Below are 22,939 nucleotides of genomic sequence, written 5' to 3' on the forward strand. Positions count from 1 at the left end.
TCAGGCGGTCAGGCGCTGCCCTCCCTCGGCGTCGAACAGGTGGACGGCGGCAGGGTCGATGGCGATGTCGAGCGTCCCGCCCGGCGCCACGCTGATGCGGTCGCGGAAAACGCCGGTGATCGGGGTGCCGCCCATGCGGCCGACGACATGGGTCTCGGCCCCCGTGGGCTCGGTCACCTCGACGGTCAGGGGCACGGACCCACCCAGCCGCATCGCCTCGGGGCGGACGCCGTAGACCAGGGGCTGGCCCGCGCGCGCGCGGCCCGTGTCGGCCAGCGGCAGCCGGGTGCCGTCGGCAGCCGCGAAGCTGCCGTCGGGGGCGAGCGTGCCGCGGATCATGCTCATGGCCGGGCTGCCGATGAAGCCCGCGACGAACAGGTTCGCCGGACGGTCGTAAAGCTCCAGCGGCGCGCCGACCTGCTCGACCCGGCCATCGTGCATGACGACGATCTTGTCGGCCATGGTCATGGCCTCGATCTGGTCGTGGGTGACATAGACGGTCGTCGTGCGCAGGCGCTGGTGCAGGTTCTTGATCTCGGTCCGCATGGTGACGCGCAGCTTGGCGTCCAAGTTCGACAGCGGCTCGTCGAACAGGAAGACCTGCGGGTCGCGCACGATGGCGCGGCCCATCGCCACGCGCTGGCGCTGCCCGCCCGACAGCATCCGGGGATAGCGGTCCAGCAGATGCGCAAGCCCCAGGATCTCGGCCGCGGGGCGCACCTTCTCCGCGATCGCCGCGCGCGAGGCGCCCGCCAGCTTCAGCGAGAAGCCCATGTTCTCGGCCACCGTCAGGTGGGGGTAGAGCGCGTAGTTCTGGAACACCATGGCGATGTCGCGGTCCTTGGGCGGCAGGTCGTTGACCACCCGCCCGCCGATCAGGATGCGCCCGGCGGTGATATGTTCCAGCCCCGCCAGCATCCGCAGAAGCGTGGACTTGCCGCAGCCCGAGGGGCCGACCAAGACGACGAACTCGCCTTCCTCGATGCCGATGTCGACGCCGTGCAGGACCTCATGCGAGCCATAGGACTTGCGGACGCCGTCGATCGTCACCGAAGCCATGCACACCCCCTTCCAAAGGTATTCATTGCAAGGATGCTAGGCGCGGAGACTTCCGGCTGGCAAGCGTTTTGTTGGTTTGCACAGGCGTGCCGCCGCTCGCCCATCAATGTATACAAAAGCGCTATAGCCCCCCGGCGGCGCCACGCCGAAGCTTGGGCGACCCGGGCCCGCCCCGCCACGGTCTCGTGATCTTGCGCTGTCATCGGCGCGGAAAGCTGCCAAACCTGCGGGCGACCGAAGCACAGGCGGACCGAATGCACCGGCGGCGATTTCTCGACGTGTCCCATTTCCCGCTCTATCTGGGGCTGGCCCTTTTCGCCGCCTCGCTCACGCCCTCGCTGATCCCGCGCGGATGGCTCGTGCAGGGCGTGCTGGGCGGAGTGGTGGCGGCGCTGGGCTACATGATCGGGCGCCTGATGGTGACGCTGTGGCGCGCGCTGGACCTGCCCACCCCCGGCGGCCACGTCGCCACGGCCGCGCATCTGCTGGCCGGGGTCCCGGCGCTCACGCTGCTGGTCTTCTGCCTGGCGCGGGCGCGGGACTGGCAGAACGGCATCCGCAGCCGCATGGGGATGGAGCTGCTCGACAGCGTGGACGTTCCGAACATGGCCGTGGTGGCGCTGCTGGTCTTCGCGGTGCTGATGCTGCTGGGGGCGCTGGTGCGCTGGGCCTTTGACCGGCTGCGAGCGTGGCTTTACCGGCACATGCCGCGGCGGACCGCGGATGTCTCGGGGCTGCTGCTGGTGACGCTGGCGCTTGCGGTCATCACCCGCGACGGCGTGCTGGACCGCGTGATCCGCGGGCTGGACCAGTCCTATACCGCCGCGCAGGAGCTGTTCGACACCGCGCCCCCGCCGCCCGGCGATGCCCGGGTACCCGGCAGCGCGGCCTCGCTGATCGACTGGGGCGCAATGGGCCAGCCGGGGCGGAACTTCGTCACCCAGGGGCCGGATGCCCGCGCCATCGCGGCCTTCGCGGGACGGCCCGCCCTTGACCCGATCCGGGTCTACGTGGGCGTGGCCGAGGCCGACAGCGCGCAGGACCGCGCCGAGCGTGCCCTGGCCGAACTGCTGCGCCTCGGCGCCTTCGAGCGCGAGGTGATGATCGTCGCCATGCCGACGGGGACCGGCTGGCTGGACCCGGGCAGCTTCGATGTGGTCGAATACATGCATGGCGGCGACATCGCGACGGTGGCGGTCCAGTATTCCTACCTGCAGTCGCCGATGGCGCTGCTCTTGGAAACCCGCGCGGGCCTCGACCAGGCGCGGGCGCTGATCGGCACGATCCACCGCCACTGGCGCAGCCTGCCGCGCAACCGCCGGCCGCGCCTGTATGTCCACGGGCTGAGCCTCGGGGCTTGGGCCTCGATGTATGGCACGGATCTTTTCGCGCTTCTGGACGACCCCATCGACGGCGCGCTCTGGGCAGGACCGCCCTTCCCTTCGGCCCGCTGGAACGAGGCCATGGCCGAGCGGCGGCCCGACAGCCCCTATGTCGCCCCCCGTGTGGGCGAGGGACGGCTGATCCGCTTCGCCAGCCACACGCAGGATGCGGGCGGTCCGCAGGGCTGGGGCGACATGCGCCTGATGTTCCTGCAGTATTCCAGCGATCCCATCGTCTTCTACGAGCCCGCCTCGTTGTGGCGCGCGCCCGCCTGGATGCGCGAGCCCCCGGCACCCGACGTGTCGCCCGACCTCAGCTTCACCCCCGTGGTGACCCAGTTCCAGCTGGTCGTGGACATGATCCTGGCCACCAGCGCCCCCGAGGGACACGGCCATTCCTATTACGCCCGCGACTACATCGGTCCCTGGGTGGCCGTGACCGACCCCGAGGGCTGGACCGCCGAAGACAGCGCCCGACTGGCTGCCCGCTGCGACAGGGGATTCCAGCAGGGATGCGACAACGAATGAGACTGGCGCTGCTGATCGCCGCCGCGCTGGCGGTCCTGATCCTGGCGGGGCTGGGCGCCAACACGGCGCGGCACTGGGCCGGGTTGGTCGGCCCGACCGAGGCCCCGGCCCTGCGCCGGGCGGAAGTGGCGCCCTTCTGGAGCGTTATGGCACCTTTCCCGGGCGCGGCCGAGACCGGCGGCGCGGTGCTGCTGTCGGGCTGCGACGGCGTCCACGACAATATGGACTTCTGGGCCGACCGTCTGGCCGCACAGGGATACCGGGCGCTGATCCTGGACAGTCACCGCCCGCGCGGGCTCGACCGCTTCGAGGCCTGGCGGCTGGTCTGCGCGGGGCAGGCGCTGCCAGGGGCCGAGCGGGCGGGCGACCTGGCCGTCGCGCTGGCCGACCCGGCACTGCTTCAGGGCGGCAGGGTCGTGCTGGGGGCCTCGCATGGCGGATGGACGGCGATGGAGTTCCTGCGCCTTGCCCTGACCGGGCAGGCCCCGCCGGGCTTGGGGAGCTGGCCCTCGGACCCGGCAAGGCTGCTGCGCGGGCTCGATGGCATTATCCTGCTTTACCCCTATTGCGGGCTGCTGAACGGCGCGGATGAGGGCGACTGGAACGCAGCCCCGCCGATCCTGATGATCCTGGCTGCCGAGGACCGCATCACCAGCGCCCCGGCCTGCGAGGAGATGGCCGACCGCCTGCGCGGGCGTGGTGCGCGCATCCGGGTCGAGGTCCTGCCCGGCGCCGACCACGGCTTTGACCAGCGCGAACGCTCGGCACTGTCCCCCCTCAGCTTCGACGCGGCCCTGCGGGAGCGCACGGATCGTGAGGTGGAGGAGTTTCTGGAAAGCCTGAACTGAGGGAGGGATTGCTTACCTGGTCTCGGTGGGACCGTGGGCAGTGCGGGATGCGGCCCGCCGTTCATCAGCAGGAGCTTGGCCGCAGACGATCCCCGGAACGCCCTCCTGCCCATGAAGTCGTGAAACCACCTGCGGCCTGCGCCGTTGAGGGCCATGTCCTGCCCGCCCGTCCAGACCCCCGCCGATGCAAGCGCCGCCTTCCGGGCCGCGCTGGGTCGCTTCGCGCCTGATCGGCGCCCGCTGATCCTAGGCCATTTCGACGCGGACGGGCTGTCGGCCACGGCGATCCTGTCGCGGGCGCTCGACCATGCAGGTCAGCCCGCCGACATCCGCATCATGGGCAAGGGCGAGAACCCCTGGTCGCCCCCGTTTCGGGACGAACTCGAGGCGCGCCGCCCCGGCGGGCTGATCGTCACCGACCTCGGCGTGGGCGAGGGCGGGATCCTGCCCGGGACGCCGACCGTGCTGATCGACCACCACGTGCCCCGGGGCACCCCCGGCGACGCGGTGGTGATCACCGGAAACGGCCGGTTGCCCGAGCCGACCTCGTCGCTGCTGGCCTGGTGGTGCGTGCAGGCGCTCGATCCGCCCGGTGACCTGCTGTGGCTCGCGGCGCTGGGGCTGGTCGGCGACATGGCCGAAGGGGATTTCCCCGAACTGACCGAGGCACAGGCGCGCCATGGCAAGACCGCGCTGCGCGATGCCGCCTCGCTGGTCAACGCCCCGCGCCGCACCGCCCTGGCCGACCCTGCGCCCGCCCTGGCGCTGCTGCTGAGATGCAATTCGCCCAAGGAACTGCTGAAGGGCGGGCATCCCGAGACTGACCAATTGCTTGCCGCCAAGGCCGAAGTCGCGGCGGCGCTGGAAGGCGCGAGGCGCGTGCCGCCCAAGGTGCGGGGCGATGTGGCGCTGATCCGCTTTTCCTCGCCCTGCCAGATCCATCCGCTGGTCGCGCAGTCCTGGCGCGGGCGGCTGAAGGACAAGATCGTGCTGGCCGCTAACACCGGCTATCGCCCCGGCTGGGTCCATTTCGCCGCCCGCAGCGCCACAGGCACCGACCTCATCCGCTTCCTGGCCGGGCACCGGCCCGCGGGCGCCGGCCCTGAATACGGCGGCGGCCATGCCCAGGCCACGGGCGGGGCGCTGCGTCCCGCCGACTGGAACGACTTCGCCGCCCGGATCGGCTTTCCCGAGGAGACCCTGCCCCATGAGTGACCGCCCCCTGCGCCTGGGCTTTCCCGTCAAGGTGATGGGCAGGCCCGGCCTGAAAAGCAACGACACGCGGCGCTGGCGGCAGAACCCGCATCTCAGGACCTCGCTGGAATACCTGGACGCGATCTTCGACTATATCGTGCAGATGGGCATCGACATGTACCGCATGTCCTCGGACCTCGCGCCTTACGCGACGCACCCCGACATGCCGCAGTTCCACGACATGGTGGCCGAAAGCGATGCCGAGCTGGCGGCGCTCGGGCGGCGGGCGCGTGAGCTCGACATCCGGCTGTCCTTCCACCCGTCGCAATTCGTGCTGCTGAACAGCCCCGATCCCTCGCTGACGGCGAAAAGCATCTGGGACCTCGCCTCGCAGGCCGAGATGCTGGACCGCATGGGCATGGGCCCCGAAGGCGTCCTCGTCACCCATGTCGGCGGCGTTTATGGCGACCGCGAGGAAAGCCGCGCCCGCTGGATCAAGGGCTACGAGCAATGCCCCGACCATGTCCGCCGCCGCCTGGTGCTGGAGAACGACGACATCCGCTTTTCCGCCGCCGACGTGCTGTGGATCCACGAGCGCTGCGGCGTGCCGCTGATCTTCGACTATCAGCATCACTGGTGCCTGAACCCCGAAGGACTGGCGCTGCGCCCCACGCTGGAGCGTGTCCTGCGATCCTGGCCCGAGGGCGTGCGGCCCAAGATCCATTTCTCCTCTCCGCGCACCGAGATGCGCGAGATCAAGCGCAAGGTGACCGACAAGGAGCGCGAGGCGGCAAAGAGCGCGAGCCCCCGCAAGGGCGCGCTGACAAGGGGCGTGGTGAAGCCCACCTCGCGCATCAAGACGGTGCTGCTGCCGCCGGTCTGGACCGGCCACGCGGATTTCACCAACCCCTTCGAATTCGCGACCTTCATGCGCGAGGCCGAGGGGCTGGAGTTCGACGTCATGCTGGAGGCCAAGACCAAGGACCTGTCGCTTCTCAGGCTGAGATCGGACCTGTCGCGCTATGCCCCCGACGTGGCCGCCCGCTTCGGCGCGGGCCCGGCAGGCGCCGCCGTTCTGGCCGAGGAGATGCTCGACCAGGGGATGGAGGCCGAAACGGTCGGGGACGAGGACGGCTAGCGGCGGCGGGGCCTTGGCGCCGCGATCCACCCCCAGATCACCATGGCCACATAGCCCAGGCACAGCACGATCAGCGTCAGCCAGGCGAAGCTGAACAGCGCCGCCCCGACCACCGCGACGCCCACCAGGAAGAACTTGACGTTCTCGCGCGAGATCTTGGTGGTCTTGAAGGACCAGGTCGGCAGGCGGCTGATCAACAGCAGGCCCACGACGATCATGTAAAGGCAGATCGCCGTGTCCGGCAGGACCGCCCGGTCGGCGATCGCGAAGGACAGATACATCGGCAGCATGACCAGCAGCGCCCCGGCGGGCGAGGGCACGCCCTGGAAATAGGCGCTGTCGCGCGGCTCGTCGGACTTGGCGGTGACGTTGAAGCGCGCCAGCCGGATCACGCAGCAGACCGCGAAGACCAGGACCGAGATCCAGCCCAAGCCCCGCATGTCCTGCAGCGCCCAGAAATACAGCGTCAGCGGCGCGGCCACCCCGAAGTTCAGGAAATCGGCCAGCGAGTCCAGCTCGGCGCCCATCTTGCTGGAACTGCCCAGAAGCCGCGCGAGCCGCCCGTCGATCCCGTCGATGATCCCCGCGCCGATGATCAGCAGCACGGACAGGACGTAATCCCCCTGCACACCCAGTCGGATGGCCGTCAGCCCGGCGCAGATCGCCAGGATCGTCAGCGCGTTCGGCAGCAACTGGAACAGCGAGAATTCGGATTGCGAAGTCACCGGTTCGGTCATGCCGGCCCCCTTGCATCCCCGTTGAGTTCGGCCAGGACGGTCTCGCCCGCCACCATGGTCTGGCCCACGCGGACCAGCGGCTCGACCCCTGCCGGCAGGTAGACGTCCAGCCGCGAGCCGAAGCGGATCAGGCCGAAGCGCTCACCCGTTCCCAGCCGGTCGCCGGGCTTGACGAAGCACAGGATGCGCCGCGCCACGAGCCCCGCGATCTGCACCACGGCAAGATCGCGCCCGTCCTCCATGCGAATGCGCAGGCTGTTGCGTTCATTGTCCGCGCTGGCCTTGTCCAGCGAGGCGTTGAAGAACTTGCCGGGCCGGTAGGAGATCGCGGTGACCTCGCCCGCGACGGGGCTGCGGTTCACGTGGCAGTTGAAGACACTCATGAAGACGCTGACGCGGGTCAGGGGGATGTCGGTCATCCCCAGCTCGGCGGGCGGAACGGCCGGCTCGATCAGCGAGACAATGCCATCGGCAGGGCTGACGACCAGCCCGGGACGTGCCGGAGTCACCCGCTCGGGGTCGCGGAAGAAGTAGTAGCACCAGACCGTCAGCCCGACCCCGATCCAGCCGAGCGGCTCCCACAACAGGAACAGCAGCAGGGTGATGACGGCGAAGATGGCCAGGAAGCGGAAACCCTCCGGGTGCATCGGCTTGATGATGGTGTCGCGCATCCGCATCGCGGACTCTCCTGTTCCGTTTGGCTGGCCCGTCATAATGGCTTCCGGCCCCGGTGATCCATCCCGGAAGATCACCGCGACGCTGCGCCTTTTGGCCGGGAGGCCTAGGTACAGGATACCGGCTCTGATGATGTGAGCGCCCCCCGACGATATCGCTGTGCCAGGGTGGGCCTGCGACGATCCACAAAGGGGAGGCGGTCATGTCGGAGATTACCACGATCAGGCTCGATCTTGCGAAGAATGTCTTTCAGCTCCACGGAGACAATGCTTCGGGACAAGCGGTGCTGCGCAGGAAGCTGCGGCGGGATCAGGTGCTGGAATTCCTCGTACGCTGTCCCCCTGCGTCGTCGCTATGGAAGCCTGCGGCGCCTCCCATTTCTGGGGCCGTGAGATCGGGAAGCTGGGTCATGAGGTGCGGCTGATCCCGCCGGCCTACGTCAAGCCTTTTGTGAAGCGCCAGAGGAATGACGCGGCTGATGCAGAGGCCATCTTCGAAGCCGCGCTGCGCCCGACGATGCGCTTCGTGCCGGTGAAGATCGAAGAGACGCAGGGCGCCGCGATGGTCTTCCGTGTGCGCGAGCTTCTGATCCGGCAGCGGACGCAGGCAATCAAAGCGCTGCACGGGCACTTGGCCGAGTTCGGGCAGATCGTGCCCCAAGGTGCGGCCAGTGCCGCAGGGCTGATCGCGATCGTCGAGGATCCGGACAGCGGCTGCCTGCCGATGCCATCGCCACGCTGACGGTACTGGTGGCGGCGCTCGCCCATCTTGAGGCGGAGATCGCCAGGCTCGATGCCGGGATCACCCATCGGGCCAGGGAGAACAAGGTCGCTCGGCGGTTGATGACGGTGCCGGGCATCGATCCACGGATTGCCACGGCCATCGCGGTCCTGGCCCCGCCACCCGAGACCTTCCGCCGAGGTCGTGACTTTGCTGCCTAGCTTGGCCTCACGCCGCAGCAACACTCGATCAGTGGCAAGCAGCGGCTCGGGGCGACGACGCAGATGGGCGAACGCTCGCTGAGGCGATTGCTGATCATGGGCGCCAACAGCGTGATCATCAAACGTCACGTCCATGCCAAGGCAAGGCCGGGCACTGGCTGGCGGTTACACATGTCGCAAGCCGCCGCTGCTGGTGCAGGTGGCCTTGGCGAACAAGATGGCGCGGATTGTCTGGGCCCTGATGGCTCGGGGAAGCGTGTACCAGTCTCCGGCCGCGGCGGCATAAGCCGACCGTTGTCGCGAGGGCGTCGGAGCGGAAGAGGGCAAGGAGCGGTATGGCGCAACGGTCGTTGGACGGGATCGGGAGAACCAGTGCGCAACAGAGTGCCTCCGAGCACGCCGCTTTGATCTGGACCTGGCCCGCGAACACCATACGGGCCCGCGGCATGACGAGGGCCGCAGCAGAGGCGGGACACATGTCAGCACCCGACAGCGCGCCAAGGTCAGCTCCAACAATCCCTCTTGCGCGTGGGGCGGTTACACATGTTGCACAAATCGGGTGAGGGCCGGGCTTTCCCTTTCCTTGGACCGATCCATACCATGGCCTCTGTGACAGAGATGCCAAGAGCGGATGGCCGTTGAAAAAGGCAGACCTGAAGTTCTGCAACCTGGCGGCCGAAGTCCCGCGCCATCAGGCACTGTCGCAGCAGTTTCACGCGCTGCCTCCTGACTTCGACACGGCTCGGGCGGTGACATCCGCTCCATCACCGCCACAGCGCCCGGCCAAGGTATTTCGATGCCCGCAGTGCTTCACTTCTTGCGAGGGCGCCGGCAGTGATCGTCTTTCAACTCCACGGTCTGCAGGACGCTGTGCCTTTGACAGGTCAAAGGTCACGGCATGACGAAGCCCGAACCTTCCTGCTACCGCACAACGAACTGGAACGCCGATAAGGCGGCACTGAAGAAGTGCGGTTCGCTGCTGATCTGGCTGGACAAGGACATGGCTTGGCTTGGCTTGGGACCCAGGATGGAAGTTCTGGTCGTCCCATTGTGTTCTCCGATGCGGCGATCCAGGCCTGCCTGATGATCAAGGTTCTGTTCGTCCTGCCGCTCCGGCAAACGACCGGCATGATGACCAGCATCGTGAAGCTTGCCGGTCTTGACTGGCCGGTTCCGGATTATTCCACCTTGTGCCGGCGGCAGAAGAGCCTCGCGGTGCAGGTTCCGTTCCGGCGTGCCCCGGGACCATTGATCCGTCTTGTAGACAGCACCGGCATCAAGTTCCTTGAAGATGGCGAATGGTTGGCCCGCAAGCACGGCGCACAGCGCAGGCGTCGATACCGGAAGGTTCATCTGGCCATGGACACAGCCACAAGCGATATCAGCGCCGTCGAGTTCACGTCGAGCCGCGAGGGCGACAGCCCGCTGCTGCCCGACCTGCTCGGTCAGATCGCCTCTGACGAGCAGACTGGCACTGTAACCGGTGGTGGCGCTTTCGACACCCGCCGCTGCCATGCGGCTATCCTCACACGGGGCGGAACGGCGTTCGGGCCTTCCTTCGGACCGATGGCAGTCAGGCCCTCACTCCCGATCCGCAGGAACGGGCGGTTCTGGAAGGAGGACTGCCCCGCGGCCCGCGTACGCAATGAGACGCTGCGAGCGAACAGACGCTTTGGACGCGCAAACTGGAAACGTTTGGCCGGTTACCATGTCCGAAGCAGCATCGAGGCGAAGATGCGGTGCCTGAAGTCGTTCGGTGAACGCATCGCCTCGCGAGATCCGGACCGCCAAGGCGCCGAAATCCACGTCCGCGTCGCACTCATGAACCGCTTCTCGGCTCTTGGGAAAGCTGAGATCGCCCGCGTGGCCTGATATCCCCGGGGAAAACCTGGAATCACGTCCCGCAGCAGACTTCTGCAACAACGCCGGTCAAGTCAGTCACTGCGGTGGAAATCCTGCTGTGGCCTGGAGGCACCCAGACAGTGGAAGGTATCGATCTGCGCCTTTCCAAACTGGCAGGCGGTCGCGCCGCAACATAGGGCGGCTCGAGTCTCGCCGCCGGCCTTCCCCGAAGCATCATCCCGCTAACTGCGCGCCCGGCGGACAAATGGATACAGGAGCGCGATACCATGAACCGCGCCTTGCAGGGCGACGTGCTGCTCGGCAAGTGCGAGGTGCGGGTGCGGGAGGTCCTGAGCCCCCGTCGAGGCAGGACGGCAGGTCCGGGTCAGGCTTGATAGCAAATGGAACGAGTCGTTCGCGCGCCATGTTGAGACCCCGCGCCCCGACCCTATGAGCCACGGCCTCTGGCCATGGCCTTCCTGTCGGTACGCGTGACGCACAAACGAGCTCGACAGAGAGGATCCAGCCATGAAGACCGAAGGCAGGCCGCAACCGGCCGCGCAGTTGTCGTCGTCGAACCCGACCACCTCGGCTTCGCTGCAGAAGCACAGCAACAGCGACGCCGTGGACACGCGCTATCAGGAAGGCACCGGTCAGGGCGGCGAGCCGCAGGACACTACCACCGATCCGCAGGGCCGCATCACCACCAACCACGGCGTCCCGATCAGCGACAACCAGAACAGCCTCAAGGCGGGGACGCGCGGGCCGACGCTGCTGGAGGACTTCGTGCTGCGCGAGAAGATCTTCCATTTCGACCACGAGCGCATCCCGGAACGCATCGTCCATGCGCGCGGCTCGGGCGCGCATGGCACCTTCACCGTCACCCGTGCCATTCCCGAACTCACCCGCGCCGCGCTGTTCCGGAAAAAGGGCAACAGCTGCGACGTCTTCGTGCGGTTCTCCACCGTGGCCGGGTCCAAGGGGTCCAAGGACACGCCCCGCGACGTGCGCGGCTTCGCCACCAAGTTCTATACCGAGGAGGGCAATTGGGACCTCGTCGCCAACAACATGGCGCCGTTCTTCATCCAGGACGCCATCAAGTTCCCCGACATCGTCCACGCGGTGAAGCCCGAGGCCGACCGGATGATGCCGCAGGCGGCGTCCGCGCATGACACCTTCTGGGACTTCGTGTCGCTGGTGCCGGAAACCCAGGCCATGATCATGTGGCTGATGTCGGACCGCGCCCTGCCCCGCAGCTTCCGCATGATGGAAGGCTTCGGTGTCCACACCTTCCACCTGATCAACGACCGCGACGAGGTCAGCTTCGTCAAGTTCCACTGGAAGCCGCGGCTGGGGATGCAGTCCACCCTGTGGGACGAGGCGGTCAAGATCTCGGGCGCCGACCCCGATTTCCTGCGCCGCGACCTGTGGGAATCGATCGACAAGGGCGACTATCCCGAATGGGATCTGGGCATCCAGGTCTTCGACGAAAAGTTCGCGGCCAGACAGCCCTATGACGTGCTGGACGCGACCAAGATCATCCCCGAAGAGGACGTGCCGATCCAGTTCATCGGCACCCTGCAGCTGAACCGCAACCCCGACAACTTCTTCGCGGAAACGGAACAGGTCGCGTTCCTGCCCACGAACGTGCCGCCGGGCATCGGCTTTTCCAACGACCCGCTGCTGCAAGGACGGCTGTTCAGCTACATGGACACCCAGAAGTCGCGGCTGGGGACGACGAACTTCCACCAGATCCCGATCAACGCGCCGCGCTGCCCGATGCACAACTTCAACCGCGACGGGCTGATGCAGACGCAGGTGCCGAAGGGCCGTGCGAACTACGAGCCCAATTCGCTGGGCGAGGCGGGCGAGCCCTCGGGTCCGCGCGCGGATGCCCGGGGCGGCTACCGCACCCTGTCGCGCATGACCGAGCTTGGCAACGAGCCGACCGAGAAGCTGCGCGTGCGGCCCGAGCGCTTCGCCGACCACTTCACCCAGGCGCGGCAGTTCTACCTGTCGCAGACCCCGGTCGAGCAGGCGCATATCGTCAGCGCGCTGATCTTCGAGCTGTCCAAGTGCGAGCTGAAGCACATCCGCATCCGCCAGCTTTCGCAGCTGCGCAACATCGACGAGGACCTGGCGCAGCGCGTGGCGAACGGGCTGGCGATGGACCTGCCCCCGGCGGCGCCAGCCGCGAAGCCCGCGGTGAAGGTGCCGCCGTCGGATGCGCTGTCGATCATCAAGCAGTCCAAGCACAGCTCCAAGGGCCGCAAGCTGGGCATCCTCGTCACCGACGGCGCGGACGGCAACACCGTCGAAGCGCTGCGCTCGGCCGCGACCGCTCAGGGCGCGACGGTGATGGTCGTTTGCCCGAAGGTGGGCGGACCGGTGCTGGCCAGCGGCAGGCAGATGGAGGCGGACGCCCTGCTCGACGGCGCGCCCTCGGTCATCTTCGACGGGGTGGCGGTCGTCGCCTCGGCCGCGGGTGCGGCGGAGTTGGCGCGCAACAAGGCCGCAATCGACTGGGTGTCGGATGCCTTTGCCCATCTCAAGGCGATCGCGGCCACGCCCGAGGCGCAGGTCCTGCTGCAGAAGGCCAATGTCGAGCCCGACGCCTTCGTGCTGGAAGCGGGCAGCCCCGACTCCTTGGTAGCGAAGCTCGGCGACCGCAACTGGGACCGCGAGGCGACAATCTGGCCGGCCCGCTGATCGGCGGGTTCGGGCGCAACAGGGAGCCGTCGCGCAAGCGGCGGCTCCTTTCGCAATCTTGTGAAAGGAGCCGGCCGAGCACCGCCAGATGAACTCGGCTTGCCCTAGAAATAAGTGGCCTTTCCCTGCTGGCATGACCCAGCGCAGTTCCTTTCGGCAGGCCTGCTGATCTTCACCAACAAGAAGTGTCCGTCGTCGAACGATCTGGAACAGGCTGCGTGATTTTTGGACTGGAGGGTCAGTTTCTTGATCTTCTCCCTTTCTGCCGGGATTGCCGGCCCGCGCCCGAAGTAGACGCCAGCGGGTGCCAGGTTGCCGAGGCTCTCGTGATGGCAATGGTTGTTGCAATGCTCGACGAAGGCGACGATGGCCGCCTCGAGTTGACCCTGCAGGTAGGAGTTCTCGAGCAGGATCCGGTTCTTGAGGGTCTGATGCCAGTGTTCGATCTTGCCCAGCGTCTGCGGGTGATTTGGGGCTCCGCGGACATGATCCATGCCGTGTTGGTCGAAGTATTCGGCAAGGTCGCTGGCGATAGCAGGGGCCGTTGTCGCTGAGCAGCCGGGCTTGTGCAGCACGGTGACCCGGCCACACCCGGATGCCGCCAAGGCAGTATCCAGCGTTGCGCTGACATCGTCCGCCGCCATGCTGGTGCAAAGCCTTCAGCCCACGATGTGAGCCGCGGGAAGTCGTCCAGAACGGTGGACAGGTAGAACCAGCCCCATCCAGTCACCTTGAGACAGGTGAAGTCGGTCTGCCACAGTTGGTTCGGCGCAGCCGTCTTGTCCCTGAACTCGTCCGCGGCCTTGACCACATAGGCAGGGCTGGTGATCAGGTCATGGGACTTCAGCAGCCGATAAACGGAAGCTTCTGACACGAAATACCTCTCCGTATCCGTGAAGTGGATCGCAAGCTCCCGTGGCGACAGGTCGGGCTCTTGTAGGGCCAGAGCGGCAATCCGGTCACGCACAGCGTCGGGAATGCGGTTCCAGACCTTCGATGGCGGGGACGGGCAGTCGTCCAGCCCCTCCGGGCCATGCTCGACGTATCGATCATACCACCGGTAAAAGGTTGTCGGCGGGATCCCGATCTGGGCCAGGGTCCGGCGGACAGGCAGGTTGGACTGCCCGACAATGCGGATGATCTCGAGCTTTTCGGTGCCAGAGTATCTCATTTGTGGTCGCCCCCAGCTCCGATCGTTTTTTTTTTAGAGGAGGCGACTTTTGAGCGTCAGCTCTGCCATGACTTCCTTGAGCGCCAAGGCCTCGGCGCGCAAATCCTTCACCTCGCCGCTGCTTGCCTGTCGCGGCGGCACAGCTCTGCGATGCAGTCCTCTCCGCAAAGCTCAGCCAGGACAATGCGGATCTTTTCTTCAGCGCTGTGGACCTTGCAGGTCGCCCGGCGGATGTCTTTCACGGCCTGATCGACCTCGACTTTCGTCGTCACGGGTTTCTTGCTCATCTTCGCTCCATGAAGGTTACGATGAGCCAGAAACCCTCCTTCAGCCGATCTGTCCCAGGGATGCTGACGTCAGACCCGCATGTTCCCTGCGGCATCCGTTCCGGCCCTCGCGGAACCGGGAAGGTCCGGGGCGGGTTGCCGAGACGCGCTCTCGTCGGCGTCCCGATCCTGGGCCTGCATCCCCTTCCCTTCCGCGAGGTTCCCGATGCCGAAGATCCGCCTGGCCACCTCGGCCGCCGCCCTTGCCCTTGCCGCCGGGGGCGCAGCCCTGGCCCAGACGGCCGAGCCGCCGCCGGTGTCGGAGCAGCTGAAGGACCCGAAGGCGGCCGATGTCACGGTCGTCGGCAGCATCCTCGAACCCGCGCAGCTTGCGCCCACGCCCGAGCGGCTGGACCGCCTGTCCCTGCCCGAAGGCTTCGGGATCTCGGTCTTCGCCGAAAACCTCGTCAACCCGCGCATGATCGCTGTCGCGGATGACGGCACCCTGTATGTCTCGCGCCGTGAGGTCGGCGACCTTCTGATGCTGCGCGACACCGATGGCGACGGGCGGGCGGACCAGCAGCAGACGGTCGCCAGTCGTCCCGACCTGCATGGCGTCGCGGTGGACGGCGACACGGTCTATCTCGTCACGGTCAACGACATCTACCGCACAACCCGGCGCGAGGACGGCACCCTGGAACCCTTGGGCGAGCCGATCGTGGACGACCTGCCCACCGCCGGCCAGCACCCGAACCGCACGCTGGCCGTGGGGCCGGACGGGATGCTTTATGTCTCGGTCGGCTCGACCTGCAACGCCTGCGCCGAGCCCGACCCGAAGAACGCGACCATGATGCAGGTCGCGCCGGACGGCAGCAGCTCGACCATCTTCGCCAGCGGTCTGCGCAACACGATCGGCTTCGGCTTCCATCCCGAGACCGGCGAGCTGTGGGGCATGGATCACGGCATCGACTGGCTGGGCGACAACGAACAGCACGAGGAGCTGAACCACATCGTCAAGGGCAACAAGTACGGCTGGCCCTATGTCTATGACGACGACCGCTTCAACCCGCAGGACGACCCCCCCGCCGGCATCACTATGGAGGAATGGGCCGCCGAGAGCACGGCCCCTGTGGGGATGTATGTTCCCCATTCCGCGCCCATGCAGATGGCCTTCTACACCGGCGAGGCCTTCCCCGAGGAGTATCGCGGCGACGCCTATGTCGCGATGCGGGGGTCGTGGAACCGGCGCCCTCCCTCGGGCTACGAGGTGGTGCGGATCGATTTCGAGGACGGCAAGCCGGTCGGCTTCGAACCCTTTGTCACCGGTTTCCTGATGGAGGACGCGGAAAGCCCCTCGGGCTGGGGCCACCTCGGGCGGCTGGCCGGTCTGGCGCAGGGGCCGGACGGCGCGCTTTACCTGTCGGATGACAAGAACGGCGTCATCTACCGTATTGCCCATGAGGGCGAAGGCGCGGCAGCAGACGAGGCGGCGCTGCAGCCGACCAATGCGGACGGCGCGCGGGTCGGCGTCGGAGGGCAGGACACGGCGACGCCTCCCGCCCCCGGCGAGGCTGAACTGGCCTCGGCCATCCTGCAGCCGCAGGGCGGTCCGATCGACGTGACCTCACCGGCCTTCGCGGAGGGTCAGCCGATCCCCGACGCCCATGCCGCCGAGCACGAGAACATCTCGCCGCCGCTCGACTGGGCCGAAGGCCCCGAAGGCACGCAAAGCTATGCCATCGTGGTCGAGGACCCGGACGTGCCGAAAGAGCCGCCCTTCGTTCACTGGCTGATCTGGGACATCCCCGCCGAGGTGACCGAACTGCGCGATGGCGTCCCGGGCACCCCAGCGCTGCCCCTACCCGAAGGGGTAAGACAGGGCGCGAACGATCAGGGCTCGGTCGGCTGGTTCGGAATGCGGCCGCCGCTGGGGGACCCGCCGCATGACTATCACTTCCAGGTCTTCGCGCTCGACACCAGGCTCGACCTGCCGGCCGGCGCGGGGCGGGTCGAGTTGCTTGAAGCCATGCAGGGCCATGTGCTGGCCGCAGGCGAGGTAATCGGCACATACGCCCGGCAGGATCCGACGCAGTAAACGTGCGGCCCCGCCCGGCGAAGACGACGGGGCGGGGCAAGCTGGCGATAGGTTGCCTGTCGCGGCTGCGGCCGATGCGGGAATGAACTGCAGGACCCTCCTGCGGCCGTTTCCTCGGACCGGTCGCCGTTCCCGACCTTCCGGCCATCTGGCCGCCGGCGGTCCGCTACTTCTCCCGCGGCTCCTCCAACCCTTCTCCGGTCGGCTGCAACCGGCCGGCCCGCCGCGCCTGCAGGGCTTGGCACAAGGTGCGGGCGGCGTTGCGGACCTCATCCTGCACCGCCTCGTCGCGGTCCAGTTCCTCGTGGCTGGTGGCGTAAGGTTTGAAATAGCCGATGTAGCGGTCAAGCTCGGCCTCGAAGCCTGCGCTTTCCATCTGGATCGACCGCATCCAGTCGCTGAGCGAGCGGCGGACGTTCTCGGCCCCCTCGGCGTCGCCGTGGACCACGACCGAGAACATTCGCCCCTTGAGGTGGCGCGGATAGGACCAGCCCTTCAGCTCCTCGCGCTTGGCGGCCTTGGCGTCCTTGCCGTGGGTCAGCGTCGGGTCGGGGTTGCCTCCGTCGGCACAGACCAGCCGGTCCATCATCAGCTTCAGCCCCGATGTCGGGCTGAACCAGTTGACCGGCGAGACGATCATCACGCCATGGGCCTCGACCCACATGGGATAGATCTCGTTCATCATGTCCTGCGCCTGCCCCAGCGAATAGTTTGGATAGCACGAGCAGGGCCAGTGGCAGAGCGCGGCCGCCGTCGAGAAGCAGGCCTTGCAGGGATGGATATGGCGCCCGTATTCCGAGGCAAGCCGCGAAAGATCGAGAAATTGGACCGATATCGCGGCGTCCTCCAGCACCTCGCGGGCAAGCTGCGCCAGCCGCCAGGATTTCGACAGCTCGCCGGGACAGGTATGTTCCGACCGGCCCGATCCGTTGATCAGCAGGACGCGCAGGGGGCCGTCCGGATCGTCGTGGCGGGCCTGCGCGGCCTCGATCGCTTCGCGTGCCTCGATCCAGTCCACCGCCAGGTCATAGTTCGGGTCGGCGTAGCCAGGACCGGCCTTGCGGGTCAGAGGGCTTTTCCGTTCATGCGCATAGCCGTCCCAAGCCGCCTCGGCGATGCGGCCGAGTTCGGGGCCGAGCGCGTCGAAGGCCGGGTCCTGGAATTGGCTGCGGAAGCGGCGCTTGAACTCGGCCTCGTCAAGGCGCGGGCTGTCGGACCCGGTCCGCGGCTCGGGCGAGATGGGGTTGCCGATCACTTGGCGAGCGAGATCCCTGATACGCATGATGGCTCCTGTCCGTGGGCTACTCCCAACGCTGGGATCGTCGGACGGCTCCGTCAACGACCTCGATCACAGGTCGCGCACCCACCATTCCTGCACCATGCGCATCCCGATCTGCCCGACGCCGCCCCGCCACACCATGCAGTGGGGAACCGCAGATGCCGACTTGCGACACCGGAAGCAAGCTTGAATATTTTCTCTTGATCGGGTCAGCCATCGCCTCCGCAGGTTTCCGTTCTGCCGGGATAGCGCCAGACGGACCGCTCAGGCGCAGGGCGGAAAGCGGGTCTCAGGCGGCCATGCGGCGGCAGCTTTCGGCACAGCGGCGGCACTGCGCGGCGCAGGATTCCATGCCCTCGATGCCCTCGCAGCTTTCAGCGCAGGCCTCGCAGATCTCGGCACAGGCAGCACAGCTGTGCCTGTGCAGGTCCGAGCCTGTCAGCATCAGATGCGCGCTGGTGCGACACATCTCCGCGCAGGCGATCATGGTGCGGAAGTGCGCGGGCTCGGTATGCTCTCCGCCCGCCTCAAGGCAGTGGTTCATCGCCTCGCCCAGACAGGTCCGGTAGCAGGCGAGGCATTCGTCGATGCAACTCTGCATCTCGGGTGTCATGGCGTGCATGGTCCATCCTTTCACTTGCGGCCTGTCCTGCTCGTGCAATTCGCCGTCGTCACCTCGTGCTGGCGATGGCCGTGGAAGGACAACGGGCAGAGCGGACGGCCGTTCCCTAACGACACGCCCGACCGGGCCGGGGCCTACGTCACTCGCGCTGCGGCAGGGTCCACGCGATGACATGGTCGCCGATGGGCGTTTCCATGAAGTGATGGCTACCCGCCATCATCACCAGGTATGGCGGGCCGCCCTGCTCGTAGACCATCGGGGTGGATTGCCCGCTGGCGGGCAGCACGTCCTTCCACAGCGTCTCGCCCATCTTGATGGCGCGGATGAGGTTGTCGGTCGTGGCGGCAATGAAGATCAGGCCTCCGGCCGTGACCACCGGGCCGCCGTTGTTGGGCGTGCCGATGGTGAAGGGCAGCATGGATGGAATGCCGAAGGGCCCGGTGCGGCGCGCCGAGCCGAGTGCCCGATCCCACAGCGTCTCGCCGGAGGCCAGGTCGATGGCGCGGATGCCGCCACAAGGAGGCTGGGTGCAGAGGATCCCCGTCAGCGGCACGCGCCAGCCTGCATCGAGCTGGATGCCCCAAGGGGTGCCGGCCTGCGGGTCGATGTTGTCGCGCGGCTCCCAGTCGCCGACCTGTGGATCGTTGATGGCAGTGACGCCTTCCGCCTCGGCCACCTTGCGGGGCACCAGACGGTTGTAGTTCGCGGTGTTGTTGTAGTTGGCGATCAGCACCCCGCGCACGGGATCAAGGCCCAGGCTGCCCCAATCCTGCCCGCCGTTGTAACCCGGGAACTGGATATACGGCCGGTCGGCGCTGGGGACCTATAGGGCCCCCTCGCAATAGGCGCGGCGGAACTGGATGCGGCACCACATCTGGTCGATGGGCGACATGCCCCACATCTGCCGCTCGGTCAGGTCAGGCATCAGCAGGCTGTGCCAGCGCGACACCGGCTGGGTGGGCGACAGGTTCTCGGGCTCGACTCCGCCCTGCGGCACCGGCACTTCCTCGACCTCGTGCAGCGGCTCGCCCGTGCGGCGGTCCAGCACGAAGATGTCGCCCTGCTTGCTCGACAGGATGACGGCAGGCACGGTGCCGCCCTCGGCCGGGAAGTCCACCAGCGCGGGCTGGCTGCCCAGATCATAGTCCCATACGTTGTAATGCACCGTCTGGAAGTGCCAGGCCGGGCGCCTCGTGGTCACGTCGATGGCCACCAGCGCGGTCGAATACTCGCTCTCCGCCTCGGATCGGTCGCCGCCTCAGCAGTCTACGGCAGGGTTGCCCATGGGCAGGTAGACGAGACCGAGTTCCTCCTCGCCGGCGGCGATGGTCCACATGTTGGGGGTGCCGCGGGTGTAGGTCTCGCCCTTGGGCGGCAGTCCGGTCAGCCCGGGATTGCCGAGATCCCAGGCCTACAACAACTCGCCCGTGACCGCGTCATAGCCGCGGATCACACCCGAAGGCGCGTTGCGGGCCTGACCGGCGCTGACCTGATGCCCCATCACCGCAACACCGCGCACGATGGTGGGCAGCGAGATCACGGCGACCCAGCCCGGCACCGTGTCGCCCAGGCCGCGCTCGAGATCGACCTGCCCGTTCTGGCCGAAGCCCGTGCAGACCTCCCTGTCCGGGCATCTACCGCAATCAGCCGCACATCCAGCGTGCCGGCCAGCACCCGCTCGGCGCAAAGCGCGAACCGGTCGGCCGCCGGATCCGCGTAATAGGCCACGCCGCGGCAGCTGGCGCTGTAGGGGATGGCGTCCTCGGAAACACCGGCCTTGAAGTGCCACTCCTGCAGCCCAGTCGCCGCGTCCATCGCGATGATGTCCCCCATCGCCGAGCAGAGCAGCAGGTCGTCGCCGATCTTCAGCGGCGTCGTCTCGGCCGCATATTCGCCTTCGCTGTCCGGGGCGGGCATATCGCTGGTGCGGTATTCCCGCGCCCGTTCAAGCGAGGTCGTTCTCCCTATCGACCTAGTCGAAGGGGAAATAGCGCGTGCCATTAATCGTGCCGCCATAGGCCGGCCAGTCAGTGCCCGTCTCCAGCATAGGCATCGCCGCGCGGGTCTCGGGGGCCGCAGCAGGCGCAGCCGCCTGTCCGGCTGCCGGTGCCTGCGCCACGGGCATTACTGGCTAGCCAGTCGGTCCGACGTCAGATTCCTCGGCCTGGGCCTGCACGATGTAGGGCACTTCCTCTTGGGCAATCGCGCGGTCGGGCTGGACGATCTGCTGCGTTCCCACCGCAACGAGTGCAAGCGCGGCCACTGCCGCCCCGCTGGCACCAAGCATCGTACCGGACCCGCGTTGGCGACCGGTGCGCCGCAGGATGGGGATCGTGCAGAGGACGAGAACCAGCAGCACGGTCGGGGCGACCACGCGGGGCACGAGCGGCCAGACCTTCCAGCCGACCTCCCAGACTGCCCAGATCCAAGTTCCAAGATAGATCAGCAGATAAAGCCAGAGTGCGGCCATGCGCTGCATCGTCAGCAGCACGCCAACCGGAAGGAGGTCCAGCCCCGCGATCAAGTAGTACCATGACCCGCCCAGCGCCATCAGCCAGACACCGCCGGCGACCAGCGCCGCGCCGACCAGCAGGAAGACCACACCGAGAATGATCGTGGTCCAACGTGCGACGGGATGGGCCCGGGGCACCTGATGCCGTGCACCGGCGCGCTCGGCAGAGTGGATGGTGGATCGATCGTCAGGCCGGACGTGCGCCATCATCTCCTCCTCGGGACAGGTATCCATTCCCGACCGGCTCCGGGAACAGGGGTTCCGCTGAGACGGGCGTTCCACGTGGCATACGCCGGGGCATCGCGGCCTTCGCCGCCGGATGCAGGCTGTCGTCGGCGCTGGAACCTGGCACCGTGCGCTCGTGTTGCCGATAGGTCTGACCCGGCGCCTGCATGTCCACCGCCCAGAGGACAAAATGATGAGCGAGGACGAGCCCACCGGAGTCGAATCCACCCAGCAGCGAGAGGACACCTCCTATTACACCAATGCCACCGGCGGCTGAGGCTCGCTCAAGGGCGTCGGGCGCATCTCGGCCGACCAAAGGCCGACCGCGAGGGCATTCCGCACCCTGATGCGGCAGAACAAGCCCGGCGGGCACATGTGCACCTCCTGCGCCTGGACCAAGCCTGCGCATCCCCATTCCTTCGAGTTCTGCGAGAACGGCGCCAAGGCGACCATCTGGGATCTGACCCGCGACCGCTGCGGCCCGGATTTCTTTGCCGAGCACAGCGTGACTGAGCTTCGCGAGCTTTCCGACCACGATCTGGAAAAGACCGGCCGTTTGACCTATCCAATGCGCTATGACGCGGCAACCGACCACTATGTCGAAACGACTTGGGACGAGGCGTTCGAAGGCATCGGAGCGCGGCTCAGGGCGCTGGATCCGAAATCGACGGTCTTCTACACCTCGGGCCGGGCGAGCCTTGAGGCATCCTACCTCTACGCGCTGTTCGCGCGGCTCTACGGGCATAACAACCTGCCCGACAGTTCCAACATGTGCCACGAGACGACCAGCGTCGGGCTGAAGAAGTTCATCGGCGTGTCGGTCGGCACCTATGTGCTAGACGACTTCGACCACTGCGACCTGATCATCTTCATGGGGCAGAACACGGGATCGAACTCGCCCCGCTTCCTGCACACGCTGAGATCTGCGCGGGAACGCGGCTGCAGGATCGTCACCTTCAACCCGATACGCGAACGCGGCCTGGTCGAGTTCGCACGCCCGCAGAAACCCGCTCAGATGACGGTGACGCCCTCGACGACGATCTCGGACCTTTACCTGTAGGTGAAGCAGGGCGGCGATGTCGCGGCGCTGGCGGGGATCTGCAAGCGCGTGATCGCGCAAGACGAGCGGAACAACCGCCAAATCATCGACCATGCCTTTCTGGAAAGCCACACCGCCTGCTACTAGGAGTTCGTTGACCGGATAAGTCAGATCCCGGGGAACAAGATCGAGCGGACCTCGGGCCTGCGGCGCGAGGACCGCCGCCACGATATCGACCTTCAGGGCGACCTGATGGCGCTGCTGGCGGCAGCGGACAACAAAAAAGCCGCCTCGTATGAGGCGGCTGGATCTTCGCTAAGACTGGTTGCGGGGGCAGGATTTGAACCTGCGGCCTTCAGGTTATGAGCCTGACGAGCTACCGGGCTGCTCTACCCCGCGTCCGTGCTGCGTTTGTGCAGCGGGTTCCCCGCGGGTTTTTGGGTGCGGGGGGTGGTGCGATCGTTTCAGAGAGATGTGCGTTTCTTTCCAGGTCTGGCGGTGACCTACTCTCCCACGTCTTGAGACGCAGTACCATTGGCGCGACGGCGCTTAACGGCCGAGTTCGGGATGGGATCGGGTGTTTCGCTCGTGCTATGGCCACCAGACCGGGAAAGAAACGCTCAGCGTTGCGGCTTTCGCCACAGGTTGTCCAAGGTGATGCTGAGGAAGACGACAGG

The 22,939-nt window shown here is 67.0% G+C and carries 13 protein-coding genes, 1 tRNA gene, 1 rRNA gene and 6 pseudogenes; 9 read left to right on the top strand and 12 right to left on the bottom strand.

Features of this window, described 5'->3' with window-relative positions; all coding sequences use genetic code 11:
• Positions 1–1,059 carry an ABC transporter ATP-binding protein gene (locus BLQ03_RS01815; RefSeq protein WP_090752061.1) on the bottom strand — a complete coding sequence of 353 codons (1,059 nt, stop codon included), beginning with the start codon at positions 1,057–1,059 and terminating at the stop codon, positions 1–3.
• Positions 1,060–1,313: 254 nt separating this feature from the next.
• Here BLQ03_RS01815 and BLQ03_RS01820 point away from each other — a divergent pair, with 254 nt between their 5' ends.
• From BLQ03_RS01820 to uvsE, 4 genes are all read left to right on the top strand, one after another.
• Positions 1,314–2,969 carry an alpha/beta hydrolase gene (locus BLQ03_RS01820; RefSeq protein WP_090752063.1) on the top strand — a complete coding sequence of 552 codons (1,656 nt, stop codon included), beginning with the start codon at positions 1,314–1,316 and terminating at the stop codon, positions 2,967–2,969.
• Positions 2,966–3,817: a dienelactone hydrolase family protein gene (locus BLQ03_RS01825; RefSeq protein ID WP_090752066.1), complete on the top strand. Its 852-nt coding sequence runs from the start codon at positions 2,966–2,968 to the stop codon at positions 3,815–3,817. Before BLQ03_RS01820 ends, BLQ03_RS01825 begins: the two co-directional genes overlap by 4 nt.
• A gap of 153 nt (positions 3,818–3,970) precedes the next feature.
• Positions 3,971–5,032 (top strand): single-stranded-DNA-specific exonuclease RecJ family protein, encoded by a 1,062-nt coding sequence (locus BLQ03_RS01830; RefSeq protein WP_217629632.1) that lies wholly within the window; start codon positions 3,971–3,973, stop codon positions 5,030–5,032.
• A complete protein-coding gene (uvsE, locus tag BLQ03_RS01835; RefSeq protein WP_090752068.1) occupies positions 5,025–6,149 on the top strand; it encodes a UV DNA damage repair endonuclease UvsE in 1,125 nt (374 codons plus the stop codon). Before BLQ03_RS01830 ends, uvsE begins: the two co-directional genes overlap by 8 nt.
• Here uvsE and BLQ03_RS01840 read toward each other — a convergent pair.
• Positions 6,146–6,886 (bottom strand): CDP-alcohol phosphatidyltransferase family protein, encoded by a 741-nt coding sequence (locus tag BLQ03_RS01840; protein WP_090752070.1) that lies wholly within the window; start codon positions 6,884–6,886, stop codon positions 6,146–6,148. The genes uvsE and BLQ03_RS01840 overlap by 4 nt on opposite strands.
• Positions 6,883–7,563, bottom strand: coding sequence for a phosphatidylserine decarboxylase (locus BLQ03_RS01845; protein WP_090752072.1), 681 nt, complete (start codon positions 7,561–7,563; stop codon positions 6,883–6,885). Before BLQ03_RS01845 ends, BLQ03_RS01840 begins: the two co-directional genes overlap by 4 nt.
• A 200-nt stretch (positions 7,564–7,763) precedes the next feature.
• Here BLQ03_RS01845 and BLQ03_RS01850 point away from each other — a divergent pair.
• Positions 7,764–8,788: pseudogene (locus BLQ03_RS01850) on the top strand (IS110 family RNA-guided transposase).
• 316 nt (positions 8,789–9,104) lie between these two features.
• Here the strand turns inward: BLQ03_RS01850 and BLQ03_RS18765 are convergent.
• Positions 9,105–9,347 (bottom strand): annotated as a pseudogene (locus BLQ03_RS18765) (IS5/IS1182 family transposase); the annotation flags it as partial.
• Between the two features lie 53 nt (positions 9,348–9,400).
• On the opposite strand from BLQ03_RS18765, the pseudogene BLQ03_RS01855 reads away from it, so the two are divergent.
• Positions 9,401–10,374, top strand: a pseudogene (locus BLQ03_RS01855) (IS5 family transposase).
• 498 nt (positions 10,375–10,872) lie between these two features.
• Positions 10,873–13,053 carry a catalase gene (locus tag BLQ03_RS01860; RefSeq protein WP_090752074.1) on the top strand — a complete coding sequence of 727 codons (2,181 nt, stop codon included), beginning with the start codon at positions 10,873–10,875 and terminating at the stop codon, positions 13,051–13,053.
• Positions 13,054–13,277: 224 nt separating this feature from the next.
• Here the strand turns inward: BLQ03_RS01860 and BLQ03_RS01865 are convergent.
• A pseudogene (locus tag BLQ03_RS01865) lies at positions 13,278–14,511 on the bottom strand (helix-turn-helix domain-containing protein); the annotation flags it as partial.
• Positions 14,512–14,716: 205 nt separating this feature from the next.
• On the opposite strand from BLQ03_RS01865, the gene BLQ03_RS01870 reads away from it, so the two are divergent.
• Positions 14,717–16,585 (top strand): YbhB/YbcL family Raf kinase inhibitor-like protein, encoded by a 1,869-nt coding sequence (locus BLQ03_RS01870; RefSeq protein WP_175558737.1) that lies wholly within the window; start codon positions 14,717–14,719, stop codon positions 16,583–16,585.
• A gap of 166 nt (positions 16,586–16,751) precedes the next feature.
• On the opposite strand, the gene BLQ03_RS01875 is transcribed toward BLQ03_RS01870, so the two are convergent.
• From BLQ03_RS01875 to BLQ03_RS18770, 5 genes and pseudogenes are all read right to left on the bottom strand, one after another.
• The gene (locus BLQ03_RS01875) at positions 16,752–17,867 is read right to left on the bottom strand and encodes a flavodoxin family protein (protein WP_090752076.1); all 1,116 of its coding nucleotides are present in this window, start codon (positions 17,865–17,867) and stop codon (positions 16,752–16,754) included.
• Between the two features lie 286 nt (positions 17,868–18,153).
• On the bottom strand, positions 18,154–18,486 hold the full coding sequence (locus BLQ03_RS01880; protein WP_090752078.1) for a four-helix bundle copper-binding protein: 333 nt from the start codon (positions 18,484–18,486) through the stop codon (positions 18,154–18,156).
• A 139-nt stretch (positions 18,487–18,625) separates the two neighbouring features.
• Positions 18,626–20,502, bottom strand: a pseudogene (locus BLQ03_RS19295) (pyrroloquinoline quinone-dependent dehydrogenase).
• Positions 20,459–20,611 (bottom strand): hypothetical protein, encoded by a 153-nt coding sequence (locus BLQ03_RS18550; RefSeq protein WP_217629637.1) that lies wholly within the window; start codon positions 20,609–20,611, stop codon positions 20,459–20,461. The pseudogene BLQ03_RS19295 and the gene BLQ03_RS18550 overlap by 44 nt, the downstream one beginning before the upstream one ends.
• Positions 20,612–20,617: 6 nt before the next feature.
• Positions 20,618–21,208 carry a hypothetical protein gene (locus tag BLQ03_RS18770; RefSeq protein ID WP_245688634.1) on the bottom strand — a complete coding sequence of 197 codons (591 nt, stop codon included), beginning with the start codon at positions 21,206–21,208 and terminating at the stop codon, positions 20,618–20,620.
• A gap of 208 nt (positions 21,209–21,416) precedes the next feature.
• Between BLQ03_RS18770 and BLQ03_RS01890 the strand changes: the two are divergent.
• Positions 21,417–22,481 (top strand): annotated as a pseudogene (locus BLQ03_RS01890) (molybdopterin-dependent oxidoreductase); the annotation flags it as partial.
• A 103-nt stretch (positions 22,482–22,584) separates the two neighbouring features.
• Here the strand turns inward: BLQ03_RS01890 and BLQ03_RS01895 are convergent.
• Together BLQ03_RS01895 and rrf are read right to left on the bottom strand one after the other, a co-directional pair.
• Positions 22,585–22,661: transfer RNA gene (locus BLQ03_RS01895), tRNA-Met, on the bottom strand.
• Between the two features lie 91 nt (positions 22,662–22,752).
• Positions 22,753–22,867, bottom strand: a 5S ribosomal RNA gene (gene rrf, locus BLQ03_RS01900).
• Positions 22,868–22,939: the final 72 nt, after the last annotated feature.

This window comes from Paracoccus chinensis, assembly GCF_900102885.1.
Lineage (GTDB): Bacteria > Pseudomonadota > Alphaproteobacteria > Rhodobacterales > Rhodobacteraceae > Paracoccus > Paracoccus chinensis.